This window comes from Streptomyces sp. NPDC048171, from assembly GCF_043202655.1.
Taxonomy (GTDB): domain Bacteria; phylum Actinomycetota; class Actinomycetes; order Streptomycetales; family Streptomycetaceae; genus Streptomyces.
In genome coordinates this window covers 425,508-439,349 of sequence record NZ_JBIDAU010000003.1, presented here as the reverse complement: position 1 = coordinate 439,349, position 13,842 = coordinate 425,508, and the positions used below count along the sequence as shown (strand labels likewise).

General features: G+C 74.0%; 5 protein-coding genes. 1 reads left to right on the top strand and 4 read right to left on the bottom strand.

What is annotated here, in order from left to right:
• Positions 1–76 precede the first annotated feature (76 nt).
• Positions 77–595 (top strand): transglycosylase SLT domain-containing protein, encoded by a 519-nt coding sequence (locus ACGF3J_RS10640; RefSeq protein ID WP_161329609.1) that lies wholly within the window; start codon positions 77–79, stop codon positions 593–595.
• Positions 596–723: 128 nt separating this feature from the next.
• Here the strand turns inward: ACGF3J_RS10640 and ACGF3J_RS10635 are convergent, their stop codons facing one another.
• Genes ACGF3J_RS10635 through ACGF3J_RS10620 form a run of 4 tightly spaced genes read right to left on the bottom strand, consistent with a single transcriptional unit; the run spans position 724 to position 13,835 of the window.
• On the bottom strand, positions 724–1,299 hold the full coding sequence (locus ACGF3J_RS10635) for a GNAT family N-acetyltransferase (protein WP_161329341.1): 576 nt from the start codon (positions 1,297–1,299) through the stop codon (positions 724–726).
• On the bottom strand, positions 1,296–5,879 hold the full coding sequence (locus tag ACGF3J_RS10630) for a hypothetical protein (RefSeq protein ID WP_393853923.1): 4,584 nt from the start codon (positions 5,877–5,879) through the stop codon (positions 1,296–1,298). Before ACGF3J_RS10630 ends, ACGF3J_RS10635 begins: the two co-directional genes overlap by 4 nt.
• A gap of 60 nt (positions 5,880–5,939) precedes the next feature.
• A complete protein-coding gene (locus ACGF3J_RS10625; RefSeq protein ID WP_393853922.1) occupies positions 5,940–12,161 on the bottom strand; it encodes an SDR family NAD(P)-dependent oxidoreductase in 6,222 nt (2,073 codons plus the stop codon).
• 51 nt (positions 12,162–12,212) lie between these two features.
• Complete coding sequence (locus ACGF3J_RS10620; protein ID WP_393853921.1) at positions 12,213–13,835, bottom strand: PfaD family polyunsaturated fatty acid/polyketide biosynthesis protein; 1,623 nt, start codon at positions 13,833–13,835, stop codon at positions 12,213–12,215.
• Positions 13,836–13,842: the final 7 nt, after the last annotated feature.

Here is a 13,842-nt window from a genome sequence, read left to right as displayed (position 1 = left end):
CGCGTCCCACGCGGACACCGCGTCGCCGACCCCCCGTCGGCCTCCCCATCACGTTCCCGAATGGAGAGGTACACCCATGCACGCCATCCTGCGCCGTCCCCACATCCGCAAGTCCGCCGTGGCCTCCCTCGCCGCCGCGGGCGCCGCCGCCGTCACCCTCACCCTCGCCCCCAGCCCGGCGCACGCCGCCGAGCCGGCCAAGGCCTCCTCCGCGCAGACGAAGGCCCAGACCGACAAGATCAAGGACATCGTCAAGGCCGGCGAGAAGAAGCACGGCGACGACCTGGACGGCTGGATCCGCACCGCCCTGGACGTCATGGACGCCAAGAACATCCCGGGCTCCTACGAGGGCCTGCACCGCAACATCATGCGCGAGTCGTCCGGCAACCCGATGGCGCAGAACAACTGGGACGTCAACGCCCAGAACGGCATCCCCTCGAAGGGCCTGCTCCAGACGATCCAGCCCACCTTCGACGCGTACCACGTCAAGGGCACCAAGGACTCCATCACCGACCCGGTCGCCAACATCGTCGCCGCCTGCAACTACGCGGCCGACAAGTACGGCTCCATGGACAACGTCGACTCCGCCTACTGACCGGCGGACCCACAGACCGCCTGAGCCCCAGGGACACCGGTCCCACGCGGAGGCCGGCGGGGCCCAGGTAGCACGGCGGGGCCGGAGGGACGACACGTCCCTCCGGCCCCGCCTGCGTCGGGTGGTGTTCAGGTGGCCGCGGCCGGTTTCGCCATGGGCCCGTCGTGGTCCTGGAGCGGGGTGTCCTGTTCCGCTACGGGGATGGCGAGTTGCGCCGTGCCCTGTTCCCAGCTCTGCACGACTCCTCCGAAGCCGTGGAAGTGCTGGAGGGCGGGTGCGTTCTCGCCCAGGACGTCGGCGTACACGGTGCGCAGCCGGGCCCGTGCCGCGGTGTGCAGAATGCGTCGGGTCAGCCAGGTGCCGATGCCCCGGCGCTGCCAGGCGTCCTCCACCATGAGCGCGAGTTGGGGCTGCTGTCCTCGGGTCGCCGGTGCGAACTCGCCCAGCGCGATCGCCTGCGAGGACGGTGTGGTCACCACGAAGTAGTCGCTGTGGCCGGCCAGGAAGTGCTTGAGCAGCATGCGCGGAGCGCCGTGGACGGGGGCGTGATAGCGCCGGTAGAGCGTGTGCGGGGAGCAGCGGGTGTGCAGTGCTTCGACGGCGGGCACGTCGGCGGCGACGGCGGACCGCAGGAGGAGACTGCAGTCGTGGATCGTCTGCTGTTCCGCGTCGCCGCGTACGGCGTGGGGGTGCGGAGTGGTCATGCGCGGGATCTCCGTTCTGTGGTCGGCCCCTGCGACAGGCGCAGGGCGAGACCGGTGGCGTGGTAGATGCAGGTGCCGTCGACGTGCAGCCAGCCGTCGCCGCTGAGGACGACGCCGTCCGCGTCGTCGCGGCGGCCGGTGACGTCCACGTCCACCGTGACCAGGGTGTCGGTGGGGGCGACCTGCCCGCGGTACTTCCACCGAAGGGGGCCGGATGCCGCCGCCGGTTCGGTCCGCGGGGAGGTGGTTTCCGCGTCGAGGCCTTGCTGGATCAGGTGGCAGTGCAGCAGCTGGTACATGGCTTCGATGCCCAGGGACCCTGGTTGTACGGGGTCCTGGAAGAAGTGCGCGGCGAAGTACCAGTCGCCCGGGTCGACGCGTTTCTCCGCCCGCAGTCTGCCCAGTCCCGCGTGACCGCCCCGGGGCCAGAATCCGGTGAGCCGGTCCAGCATCAGCAGCGGCTTGGGGGGCAGTGGGATCCGGCCGCCGAACCAGCGCGGCGGCCGGATGCCGAGGTCGCCGTCCGCGATCGGTTCCCCGGTCGTGTCCGGTGCGTGCGGCGGCGGACCGGGCAGGCCCGTCCGCGTGGCGAACGCGTCTGGTGGAAAGAACCCGAAACCGGTGGTGCCGGTGAGGACGCGCACGCCGTCGGCCGTGCACTCCAGGTCGAAGAAGACCAGGGCCATCGTGCCGTCGTCGACGTGTTCGCGCAGAGTGGCCCGCGTGGTCAGGGTGCGTGCCCCGCGGGGCACGGGTGCGGTCAGCCGTGCTTCGCCGTCGAGGTTGCGGAACACCGGGGTGCCGCCCGGTTCGCCGGCCGCGCCGACGTACTGGGCGAGCCAGCCGCACGGTTGCAGAGCCGCTTCGAGGAGCAAGGCCTGGGGCAGGGGCGGTCGGTTGTCGTCGTGGTGGAACCAGGCGGCCGCCGCGATGTCGTACTCCGCCTCGATGACACTGTCTACGGCCGGTACGCCGGGCGCCGCCGACAAGCGCGTGATCCGGGTGAGGCACTGGTAGGGCGGTGCGGGCAGCCTGATCACGCGTGGCTGTCGGTCGAGCGCGCGGTGAGCGGGCCCGAGCGCGTCACTCGGGCGCCCCCAGGCAGCTGCCAGCATCGACACCTGATCCAGGCGCAGTCCGTCGCGTACCAGGGCTCGGGGGTCGGGTTCCGGCGGGCGCAGGGCCGGCAGGGCGGCCGGCGGAATGTGCGGTGCCACGTCCTGTGCGGGCGCGGCGGCCAGGCGCCGCCACTGCTCCAGCGGCCAGTCCTGGGCCAGTTGGAGTGCCACACCCTGTGCGTACAGCACGGCCGTCGTGCCGCTTGTACACACCACGTCCGCCCACACGCGGGGTTCGTGGGAGTCCATGTCGAGGGCGGTGACGGTCACCTCGCACGTCACGGTGTCCGCGGGGCCGGTGCCGGGGGTGTGCCGGAGGGTGCAGTGGGAGCCCGGCAGCGGCTGGAAGCGCCAGCCGTCCCGGTCCCGGGTGAGCCCCGAGGCCGAGAGGAGGAAGGCCAGGGCCTGGTGGACGCCTTCCAGGAGCCAGGGCAGGCCGCCCGTCTCGGCCAGGGTGCCGCCGGTGTGCGCGCGGGCGGTCGGGTGCCGCAGATGTGCGGTCAGGTGTCCCAGGCCGTGCGGGCCGCCGTGCGGATCGAGGGAGGTGACCTGGTGCAGGACCGCCGTGTCGGCGGTGCCGCTGCGTGGGCTGCGTACGTGGGAGCGGGTGGCCACCGTCCACTGGGCGTCGAAGCAGTCGTAGGGGCGGCCCTCGCGGAAGGCGCCCACCTGTGCGGGGGTGAACCGCAGGACGGGTGCGCCCGGCGTGTGCGGCGGCGCGGACCGGTGGGGGAGGGCGGCACGGTCCGAAGCCGCGCAGGGCGTGCGCAGCGTCAGCACGGGACGGTCCGAGCCGTGAACGACGTGCTGGAAGGGTTCGCCGGGCCCGCTGCGCCGGTGCCGCAGCCGCTCGTCGGGCCCAGGGAGGGGGCCGTGGAGGATCAGCTCCCAGAGGGACGATCCGGCAGGAGCGTTCGGTGCCGACTGCGTGGCGGCCTGGAGGACCGTGGCCAGGCACACGTGTCCGGACGCGTCGAGCAGCAGCCGGTCGGCCGCGGCGGGGACACGCGGTCCGCGGGCGGCTCCGGGCGCCACGTGGGCATCGTGGCGTTGCAGCAGCAGGGTGTGCAGGTGCCGATGGTGTGACATCAGCGCGACATGAGCGGCTGCGGCTCGGGTGAAGTCGTTCGTCCGACCGGGCGGGGGCGGCTGGACGGCGACCCGGGCGGGGGCCGGAGCCGGGCGGCGGGCGTCCGTGTCCGGTGGGGGCAGGGGCGGCGCGGGCGCCATGACCACCGCCGGGCTCGCGGCCGGGCCGCGGACGGTTGCGCCCGCGGGGGACTGGTGCGGCAGGCGCACGTCGTGCGGCGATGTGCCGGCCGCCGCCGACAGGTGGGCGAGGAGTGCCTCGTCGTCGGCTTCGACTCCGGCGGCGACGAGTTCCGCGCACACGGCGAGCAGCCGGTCCAGGCCCTGTCCGTCGGTGGGGTCCAGGGCGAGTGCCAGGTGCGGACGCTCGCCCAGGATCTCGCGGATCCACTGGGTGCAACGCTCCTTGGGCCCGTGCTCCACGAAGACCCGGACACCGTCCGCCCATGCCTGCTCCACGGCGCCGGGGAAGTCGATCGTTCCCAGCGCCTGGGCGACGCTGGCCTCGGCGATCCCGTCGGGAGTCGGGGAGAAGCGGAAGGCGCCCGCGCAGGTGTAGAAACGCACGCCGCCGGACGGGCGCACCGGACGGTGGAAGTACGCACGCCACCGGTCGGCGGCGGCCGCGGCCATCGGCGTGTGGACGGCGATGTCGTAGTCGAGCGGCATGGCGTACTCGTGCGGAAGCCGCGCCAGCACACGGCGGCAGGCTTCGGCCTCGCCGCCGAGCGTGCAGCTGCCGGGTGCGTTGACCGTGAGGAGATGCACGCCCGGCTCGTCCTCGACAGCGGCGGCGGCCTGCCGCGGGTCGGTGCCCACGAGATGGGCGGCCCACGTGGTCCCGGTGACACCGGCCTGCCGCCACCCGTCGCGGATGGCACGCCAGGGCCGGGTCAGCAGACCGTCGAAGAGCGGGTTGTCGTGGGTGTCGGCCAGGACGGCGCCCACGTCCGGCCACACGCCGGTCGCCAGCAGTGCGCTGATCTCCCCGGAGGAGTAGCCCAGGACGGCCTGCGGGCGCAGCCCGAGGACCTCGCGGGAGATGTGGGCGTGGACCAGGCTGAGGAACGAAGCGCCGTAGATCTTGCCCGCGGCGTCGGGTGCGCTGCCGGCGCCCGAGTATGCCCAGCCGGCCATCTCCTGCGGATTGCCCCGGCGGCGTACCTCGTCGACGGCGCGGGGGAAGGCGAGCAGCTGCCGGCGGCCCATGCCCGGGTGGGCGGCGGCCCCGTTGGGGAAGACGAACGCCAGGTCGCCGCGGAGGGGTTGCGGCCAGAAGTACACGCCGGGCGGGCGTGGCCGGCGGCGGCCCTCGGACAGCCAGCGGCGGGCCTGCCGGACGCGGTCGGTGTACTCGTCGTGGCCGGCGACGACGACCAGGCGGGCCGGGCCGCCTCGGGACTCGCGCCCGCTCTCCAGGTCACGGAGGATGTCTCCGGTGCCGGCGCCGGAGAAGACGTACAGGCGCCGGCCCGGTGCCCGAGGCGGTGCCCAGGCCGCGGGGCTCTCCTGTACCGAGCGCAGCCGCAGGGACAGGCCGCCGTCCCCGGTCAGCACGACCCGCGCGGTGCGCCGGGGGGCGAGCCAGGGCTCTGCGTGTGCCGCCGCCCGGGGCCGGGCGCCGTGGTGCACCGCTGTCACCGCGGCGGCCACCGCCTCCAGAGCGGCGATGCCGCTGCCGTCCCACAGCAGCACGTCCGCCTGCGGCGAATGGCTGCGTGGCCCGCGATCGGCACGCAGAACCAGCAGGTCTTCCCGCTCACCGTCGGTCCCGTCCCCCGTGGTACCGGCGTCCGCGACGGCGAGTGCCCCGGAGAGGCCGGGGGTGTGCGGGGCCAGGAGCACCGCTACGGCGGCGGACCGGGAAGGCTCCTGTCCGCGGGCGTCGGACGGGCCGGGCAGCCCTGCCGCGACCGCCGCGACGATCACCGCACCCGCGTGTCCGGTCCCCGCGGTCCAAACCGAGTCGTGCAGGACCGAGGCGTCGGCGGCGGTTTCGACGCGCACGTCCGCGGCGGCCAGTTCCGGGAGGGCGGCCAGTGCGGTACGGGCCTGTGCGGCCGCTGTCCCGCCGGGCCCGGAGCACAGGACGACGGCGGTGCCTTCGGGCAGGTGCGGAAGGCAGGCCACCGTCTCCCGGACCACGGAGACGAGAAGGTCTGCCGCCTCGCCGCACGGAACCGCCGCCGGTGTCCCGGCCCTCGTGCCTCCGGCTTCCGGCCGGCCGGTGACCAGCCGTTCGACGAACGCGCGCGTGTCACCACCGTCCGACGTGCGCACGGCGAAGGCCCGCACCGCTGCCCCGGGCAGCGCCTCACCTGGCACCCGGGCGCCGTCCTCCTGCGATTCGTAGGATGCATGAGCTGCGTCCATGAGAGGTGTGCTGCTCCTGACGTGGTGTCCTCCGCGGCGGTGCCGGCGGAGGCAAAGTGGTCATGACGGGCGCAGGACCTGCTGTACGCCCAGGAGTTCGGCGACCGGCGCCTGAGGACTGCCGAGCAGGACGTCGCAGACGGCGAGCCCGTCGTCGGCCTCTCCGGCGTACACCGTGCACGGCACGGTGCCCGCGACCGGCCCGGGCCGGTGCCAGCGGAAGTGGCCGATGCCCATGGGCAGGGTCGGACCGCCCAGCAGGTGCTCGGCCCACAGCCCGGCCAGTTGCAGGGCACCGTCGACGGCTGCCGGATCGGTGATCCACGGCTCCGGCCGCCAGTCCATGCCCCGCACACCCGCCAGCTCGCCGCGCGCACCCGACGGACCGACCCCCTTGAAGCCGCGCACCACCTGGAAGGCGGGACCGTGGAAGAGGACATGCCCGTCGTACAGCTCGGTCCGCGGCAGCGGTCCCAGATCCTGTGCGAGGGTGCGGGTCTCCACCCCGAACCCGTCCACGGTCGGGGCACCGCCCGGTGTGACGCGGTAATGCGGTGCGCCATCGCCATCGCCGTGACCCTGCAACTGCCACGCTTCCGGCCTCCCGTTGGTCCGGACGCGACGGACCAGCAGGCGGCGCTCCGCGGTGCCGAAGTCCTCCAGGGCGATGCCGCGCAGGACCCGGAGGTCGCTCAGCTCGACGGGCGCGTACGGATCGTGCTCGCGCAGCAGCCGGGCGAACCACTCCGCCACATACGCCAGGGGCACCACCGGACGGCCGCCCACCGCGTGTTCCGCGAAGTGCGGGTGGCTGCCGGCCCCGACCCGCAGTTCGGCCAGCGGCGCGTCGACCTCCGCCGGCACCAGCTCGGTACCCGCCGCCTGCGGGACCAGGACCCTCTGGACGGGGCCCTCCTGGGCGAGTTCCTCCACCAGGGCCCGGGCCCCGGCTGCCCGGCTGATGAGCGGTGTCCCCGCGGCCGCGAAGTACTCGGCCAGATGCGGAGTCACCATCCCGCCGTCCCAGGCGCCCCACACCAGGGCCCTGGCGCGCAGCCCAGGACGCGCGCCGGCGTGTACGGCGACCAGGTGGTTGAGCGTCTCGTTGGCCATCGCGTAGTCGCTCTGCCCCGCGTTGCCCGCGCGGCCCGCGACGGAGGAGAAGACGTACAGCCATCGCAGCGGATCCGGGTCGGTGACCGCCAGCAACGCCTCCAGGCCGTCCACCTTGGTGGTGAAGACCCGGTCGAACTCGTCGTCGGTCTTGTCTTCGAGGCGCCGGTCCGCGAGGACCCCCGCGCCGTGCAGAACACCGGTGATCGGGCCCCACTCGGCCCTGACCTCGTCCAGGGTCCGTGCGAGCGCGTCGCGGTCACGGCTGTCGACGGCCGCGTACCTCACCTGGGCCCCTGCCTCCCGGCAGGCGGCGAGTGTCGCGGTGATCTCGCGCGCTGCCACCACCTGCCTCGCCCGGGCAGCGGCGTGGGCGGGCTCGGGAGCGGCGCCCTCCCGGCGGGCGTGTTCGATCAAGGCCGTGCGGACAGCCCGTTCGTCCCCGGCCGCGCCGAGATACGGCGGCTCCTCCCGCAGCGCACTGCGCCCGAGGAGCAGCAGCCTGGGGCGGTGGGCCCGCGCCAGCGCGACGACGCATTCGGCGGTCACCCCGCGGGCGCCACCGGTGACGACCAGGACGTCCTGCGGGCCGGGCACCTCCCTGAGTACGCCGCCTTCGGACGGGGTGTGCGCCGTCCCCCGGGCGGGCCGCCGTACCCTGACCAGCACTCGTCCCGCGTCGTGGTCGGGCAGGCCCACGTCGGTGGCGGCCCCGCCGTGCAGCAGTTCCTCGGCCAGTACGCGGGCGATCGCCCGCGCGTCGCGCTGTCCGCGAGCGCAGTCGACGGCCTTTACCCGGGCTGCCGGCCACTCCCGGGCGGCGGTGCGGGCCAGACCGGCGATCCCGCCCAGCCCGGCACGTGCCCCGTGCGTGCCGGCGAGACCGAAGTCGCCGCCGGTGTCCTGCACGGTGACCCACACGCCGCCCTCCCGCATCGCGGGCGCGATGCGCCGTGCCGTGCGGAAGAGGTCACGGGCGAGGGCGTACGCGGTGTCGATGCCGTCGACCGGCCGCAGACCGTCCAGGGACACGAGCGCGTGCGTGTCCGCGGGCACCTCCCCGGTGCACACGCTCGCCTGCAGGCCGCGCGCGGTGAGTTCCTCCACGAGCGCGGCCGCGGTCCCCGCCCCGTCGTCCGTGATCAACAGGGGGTGGTCCGCAAGGCCGGGCAGCATCATGTCCGGAGCGGGAACCGGTGCCGCCGACACGTCGAGGCGCTGGAGAGGGAGGTCCCTGTCCGCCTGCTCCGGCAGGGCTTCAGGACGGGCCGTTCGCAGTTCCGCGGACGCCGCTATGGCAGGCTGTTCGTCCTCCTCGTCCCGCAGGTTCTCCCTCAGCACGGCGGCGACCTCACCGAGGGTCCGCAACCCGGCGGCTCGCCCCGCGTCCAGCCGGGGCAGTTGCGGGAAGCGCTTGCGCAGCGACGACAGGATCTGCACCCGCTTGATGGAGTCGATACCCAGGTCGGTGTCGAGCATCAGCTCCGGCTTGAGGACATCGGCCGGGTAGCCGGTCAGCTCGGCGACCACCTCGAGCACGGCGTCCTCCGCCGACTCCGGTCCGCTCCCGGAAGGCCCGCCGGGCCCGCTGCCGGGCTGCTCGCCGCGGGGCGGTTCGACGACCGCGGTCACCGGCGTCTGCGCCACCCTCTCGCCCGGGACCGTTGCGGCGTACGAGACCGGCTCACGCGACGTCACCGGGAAACCGCCTTCGGCAGGCCGGGCGTCCTGCCCTCCGTCCGAGGCGGCGAAGGGTGACGGGGCTGCCGCCGGGTGTGCGGGAGCGGGCAGCAGGACGGGGGCGGGCTGCATGTGTCCGGGCGGCGGCTCCTCCCACGTGGTGGCCTCGTACCCCGGCCCGCTCACGTGTCCGGCATGCGGCTGCACCGCCGCACCGGGCGCGAGAGCGGGCGACGGCAGGGCGGCCGGGGCCGCGCCCATCGCGGCGGACATGCCGTGCACGACGGCTTCCACCGTGCGCAGGAAGGCGATGTGACTGTCGGCCATCGAGCGCTGGAACGACGCGTGGGTCTCCGTGGCCTGCCGCTGTGCCTCCTGCAGCGCGTGCAGCCAGGGCGACCCGTAGGGAGTGGGGATGCCCTGAGCCGCGGGCACGGTGGCCGGGGTGTGCGGCAGCGGCGGCGCGGAACTCTGCGCGGGCAGAACCCGGTGAGCGGGGGCAGGGACTTCATGGGCCGGTGCGGCAGCGGCGTCCTCGGTCCGCGGGGCGGAGACCGGTGAGGCGCCGTCGAGGGGCTCGCCGGAGTGCGGATAGGGCTTGCCGTAGTTCGTGCCGAGAATGGTGATCCTCCTGCTGGCTGCTGGTCCGTCGGGCTCCGCGGCGTCGGCGGGAGCGGAAACGGGCGGGTCGGGGAGATGGGCCCACAGGGGGGCGAAGTCGACGGGACGGCCCTGCGCCGCCAGAGCCCCCAGAACGTTGTGGAGGCCGCGCAGCGCGTCCTCGCCGCGGCGGTCCACGGCCACCGCGAGATGGGTCCGGCCCTGCAGGATCCGGCCCGTCAGCGACGTCAGCGCGTTGCCCGCGCCGAGTTCGACGAAGGTGCGTGCCCCTCGCTCGTACATGGCCTCGATCTGGTCCGCGAAGCGCACCGGAGAGGTCAGCTGCCCGGCGAGGTGCTTCCGGATCTCCCGTGGCCGCGAGGGATAGGGGGCGGCCGTGGCGTTCGCGTAGACGGGACGGTCGGGCCCGCTCACTTCGAGCCCGTCGAGGAAGCCGGCGAACGGCTCGGTCGCGCTCTGCACCAGCGGCGTGTGGAATGCGCCGCTCGTCCGCAGCCGCCGTACCACGATGTCCGCTTCGCCGAAGGCACGCTCGGCCTCCTCCAGGGCCGCCAGCGTCCCGGACAGGACGGTCTGCTCCGGGCCGTTGTGATTGGCGACCCACACCTCCCGGGCGGCGCAGTGCTCCAGTACCTTCTCGGCCTGCCGGGCGCCGCACCCCACGGCCGTCATCCCGGCGGGCTGCCCGGCCGCGTCCCGCAGCAGTTCACCGCGGCGCCTGGCCGCCGCCAGCAGATCCGTACGGCTCAGCACCCCGGCGGCATGCAGGGCCACCAGTTCGCCGAAGCTGTGCCCGGCCAGGAGGTCGGCGGTCACACCGACCGCGTCCAGGACGGCCAGTTGCGCCAGTGCCTGGGCGGCCAGTGCCGGCTGCGCCCATTCGGTGGCGGTCAGCCGCTCCGCCTGCGCGTGCCGTTCCCGCTCGTCGAACGCGGGTGGCGGAAAGACGACGTGGTGCAGGGCCGTCCCGTCCTGCGATCGCCAGTCGGCCAGCTGGTCCCACACCTCCTGCGCCTGCGGCACGTGCAGCGCCAGCCCGCCTCCCATGCCCGGGTACTGGCTGCCCTGCCCGGAGAAGAGGAACGCCACCGGCCCCGGCTCGGGGACGCCCACCGCACAGTGCACGCCACGGGCATCGTGCAGCGGGGCGTCGGGCGCGGTGTCCAGGTGCGCGGCCGCCTCGTCGAGCAGCCGGGCCAGTTCCTCCGCATCGGCCGCGACGACGGCCAGCCGGGCGTGTGCCGACGGATCGAAGGCGAGCTGCGCGGCCCGCGCCCTGTTGGCCAGCGGTGCCCGGTCGGCGGACGCGGAGCGCGCCCGTGCGGCCAGATCAGCCGCGCCGTCCGCACCCAGGACGAAGAGGTGGCAGGGGGCGGCGTCCACCCGGGGCGGCAGGCACGCCCGCGACCCGGCCGGCGGCCGGTACTCCTCCACCGTGAGATGGAAGTTGCTCCCGCCGAACCCGAAACTGGACACCGACGCACGTCGCGGATGAGCACTGTCGCGCACCCAGGGGCGGGCCTCGGTGTTCAGATACAGCGGCCCCTGCCCCAGCGGCAGCCGCGGATTGGGTCGTTCCACCTTGTAGGTCGGCGGCAGGACACGGTGCCGCAGCGCGAGGATCGCCTTGAGCAGACCGGCACCGCCCGCCGCTCCCTTGGTGTGCCCGATCTGCGACTTCACCGAACCCACCGCGCACCACGGCGGGTCCCCCTCCTCGGCGGCGGCCCCGAACACCGAGGCCAGCGAACGGAACTCGGCCACGTCCCCGGCCGCGGTGCCGGTACCGTGCGCCTCCACCAGCTCCACCGTGCGCGGACTGTAACCGGCCTGGTCGTACGCGCGCCGCAGGGCCCGCTCCTGCCCCTGGGGCAGGGGCGCGTAGATGGCCGTGCCCCGGCCGTCCGACGAGGCTCCCAGGCCACGCAGTACCGCGTGGACGCGATCACCGTCGCGTTCGGCGTCGGCGAGGCGCTTCAGCGCGAACAGCACCAGCCCCTCACCGAGCATGGTGCCGTCGGCGTTCTCGGAGAAGGGCCGGCAGTCACCGGTCGGCGACAGCGCGGGCGTCTTGCTGAAACTGAGGTACCACAGGATGTCGTTGAGGGTGTCGGCCCCGCCTGCCAGCATCATGTCGCAGCGGCCCAGGACGAGTTCGTCGGTGGCCATGGTCAGTGCCGCCAGCGAGCTGGCACAGGCGGCGTCCACGGTGCAGTTGGGGCCGTTCAGGTCGAAGCGGTTGGCGATCCGGCCCGCCACCACGTTGCCCAGCAGCCCCGGGAACGTCGCCTCCTGCCACGGCACGTAGTGCCCGGCGATGCGGTCGCACATCCGCTGAGCGGAGTCCTCGTCCATACCGCCTTCGCGTAGCGCCTTGAGCCACACCGGCCGCTGCGTTCGTGCCGCCATGTCGCACGACAGCTGTAGCACCCCGGTACCCACCACCACCCCGACACGCTCCCGCCGCAGGCGGCTCAGGTCCCCGCCGGTCGCGTCCTCCAGGGCATGCTGTGCGGCCACCAGGGCCAGGAGCTGGGTGGTGTCCGTGGCCTCGAGCGCCTTGGGCGGGATACCGAAGGCCAGCGGGTCGAAGGCGACGGGATCGAGGAAGGCCCCGCGCTTGGCGTACGTCTTGTCCGCCGCCTGCGGATCCGGATCGTAGTAGTCGTCGATCAGCCAGTGCGTATCCGGAACGTCCCGGATCAGGTCACGGCCGGACAGGATGTTGCGCCAGTACGGCTCAGGACCGTCCGCCCCGGGCAACAGGGCACTGAGGCCCACCACGGCGATGTCCAGTGCACCCGGGCCGGCGGCCCGCTCACCCGTGTTCGCGTCCTGCCCCGCACCATGTTCAGTGGAACTCTGCATCACTCTCTGCGCCTCAATCAGGTAAAGCGGCCGGCACGGCGGCCGGACCGCTCAGGCCAGGGGACGGGGTACGAAACGGAACGCCGTGTCGGGCACGGGGAGCCCGCAGGTCCGCAGCTGCTGCGCCCGGGTGACGACCGCCGCCCCCTCCAGGAGATTGCGCGCGATCTGTACGACGGTGCGCTCCCCGGGGGCGGCCAGGAAACTGTCCGCCACCCACGCGTTGAAGGCCCCCAGCGCCGGACCGGCCCACAACTGGTAGTCGGCGCGCCGGTCCGCGCAGCCCTCGATCGCCCACCGGGTGGACTGCCCCAGGTACCAGCGGAAGAGCAGCGCCATCCGGTGCTTGTCGTCGGTGGCGGCACGAGCGCACTGGCCGGGATCACGCCCCCGCCAGTACCGCTCGGTCTCCCGCCACACCTCCGCCACCGGAGCGCGCAGCACCTCACGCTCCAGCCAGGCCAGGTCCTGCCCGGGCAGCTCGTCGAGACCCGAGTGACGGCGGTACAGCTCATAGAGCCGCTGCGCCCGGACAGCGAACATCGTCCCCTTGGACAGCACTTGCACGCGGGCACCGAGCTCGAACATGTCCGCGGAGGGCGCCATCGTCACCTCATCCACGTCAGCCGCCGCCAGCAGCTGCCTGGCCTGCGGCGACATGCCCGCCTCCACCGCCGTCTGGTTCACCGACCCGGTCACCGCATAGGCGGCACCCATCGCGAACGCCGCCGCGACGGCGTCCGGCGTGCCCAGCCCACCCGCGGCGCCCACACGCACCCGATGACCGTGGGCGCGCTCCACCGCGTCACGCAGCCGAAGGATCCGCAGCAGCAGCGTCGTCAGGGACCGGTTGTCGGTGTGGCCGCCGCTGTCCGCCTCCACCGTCACGTCCTCGGCCACCGGCACGCTCTCCGCCAACCGCGCCTCGTGCACGCTGATCCGGCCGCTGCGCACCAGTTCGTCCAGCAGCTCACGCGGCGCCGGCGACATGAACATGCGCGCCGTCTCCGGCCGCGACACCTTGGCGAACACACGACGCGCGCGCACCACCGCACCCGCCCGGTCGGTACGCAGCCCCGCGACCGCGCACCGCACCACCGGCGCGGTCAGCTCCATGAACGCGGAAGCGGAGACGCACGGCACCCGGTGGCGCAGCAGAAGCTCCACCGTCTCCTCCTCCGCCCGCGGCTCGGCGGGGGAATGGATGAGGTTGACACCCCAGGAGGCGTCACCGCACCGCCGGCCCAGGGCGAGCACGGCCTCCTCCACCCGCCGGGGAGCCAGCCCCGCCGCACCGAAGAAGCCGAGCACGCCGCCGGCGGCGACCGCCGCCACGAGGTCGACGGTGCTGATGCCGTTGGCCATCTCACCGCAGACGTACGGGTAGCGGACTCCGTGCGCCTGCAGAAAGCCCCGGTCGCCCAGCCACTCCGGATAGACGCCGGGCAGCACCCCCAGCTCGGTACATCCGTCCGCGGCCACCGTCACCGGCACGGCACCGCGCGCACCGTCCCCCGGCCGGGCCAGCAGCCGGACCGCACTGCGCGGCTGCTGCACGAGCCGGACCAGCCCCTGAGGAGAGAAGGCGCCCAGCCTCTCCGCTGCCGGCCCATGCCGTCCGTGCTGGTGGGGATCGACCGTGGTGGGTGACGGTGCCGTCGGCGTGCTGTGCATGGCGTGA

What these genes read in the sequence shown, in the direction of transcription:
- ACGF3J_RS10640 (WP_161329609.1), top strand. Translation starts at nt 77, where the DNA reads ATGCACGCCATCCTGCGCCGTCCCCACATCCGCAAGTCCGCCGTGGCC.
- ACGF3J_RS10625 (WP_393853922.1), bottom strand. Translation starts at nt 12,161, where the DNA reads ATGCAGAGTTCCACTGAACATGGTGCGGGGCAGGACGCGAACACGGGT.
- ACGF3J_RS10620 (WP_393853921.1), bottom strand. Translation starts at nt 13,835, where the DNA reads ATGCACAGCACGCCGACGGCACCGTCACCCACCACGGTCGATCCCCAC.
- ACGF3J_RS10635 (WP_161329341.1), bottom strand. Translation starts at nt 1,299, where the DNA reads ATGACCACTCCGCACCCCCACGCCGTACGCGGCGACGCGGAACAGCAG.
- ACGF3J_RS10630 (WP_393853923.1), bottom strand. Translation starts at nt 5,879, where the DNA reads ATGGACGCAGCTCATGCATCCTACGAATCGCAGGAGGACGGCGCCCGG.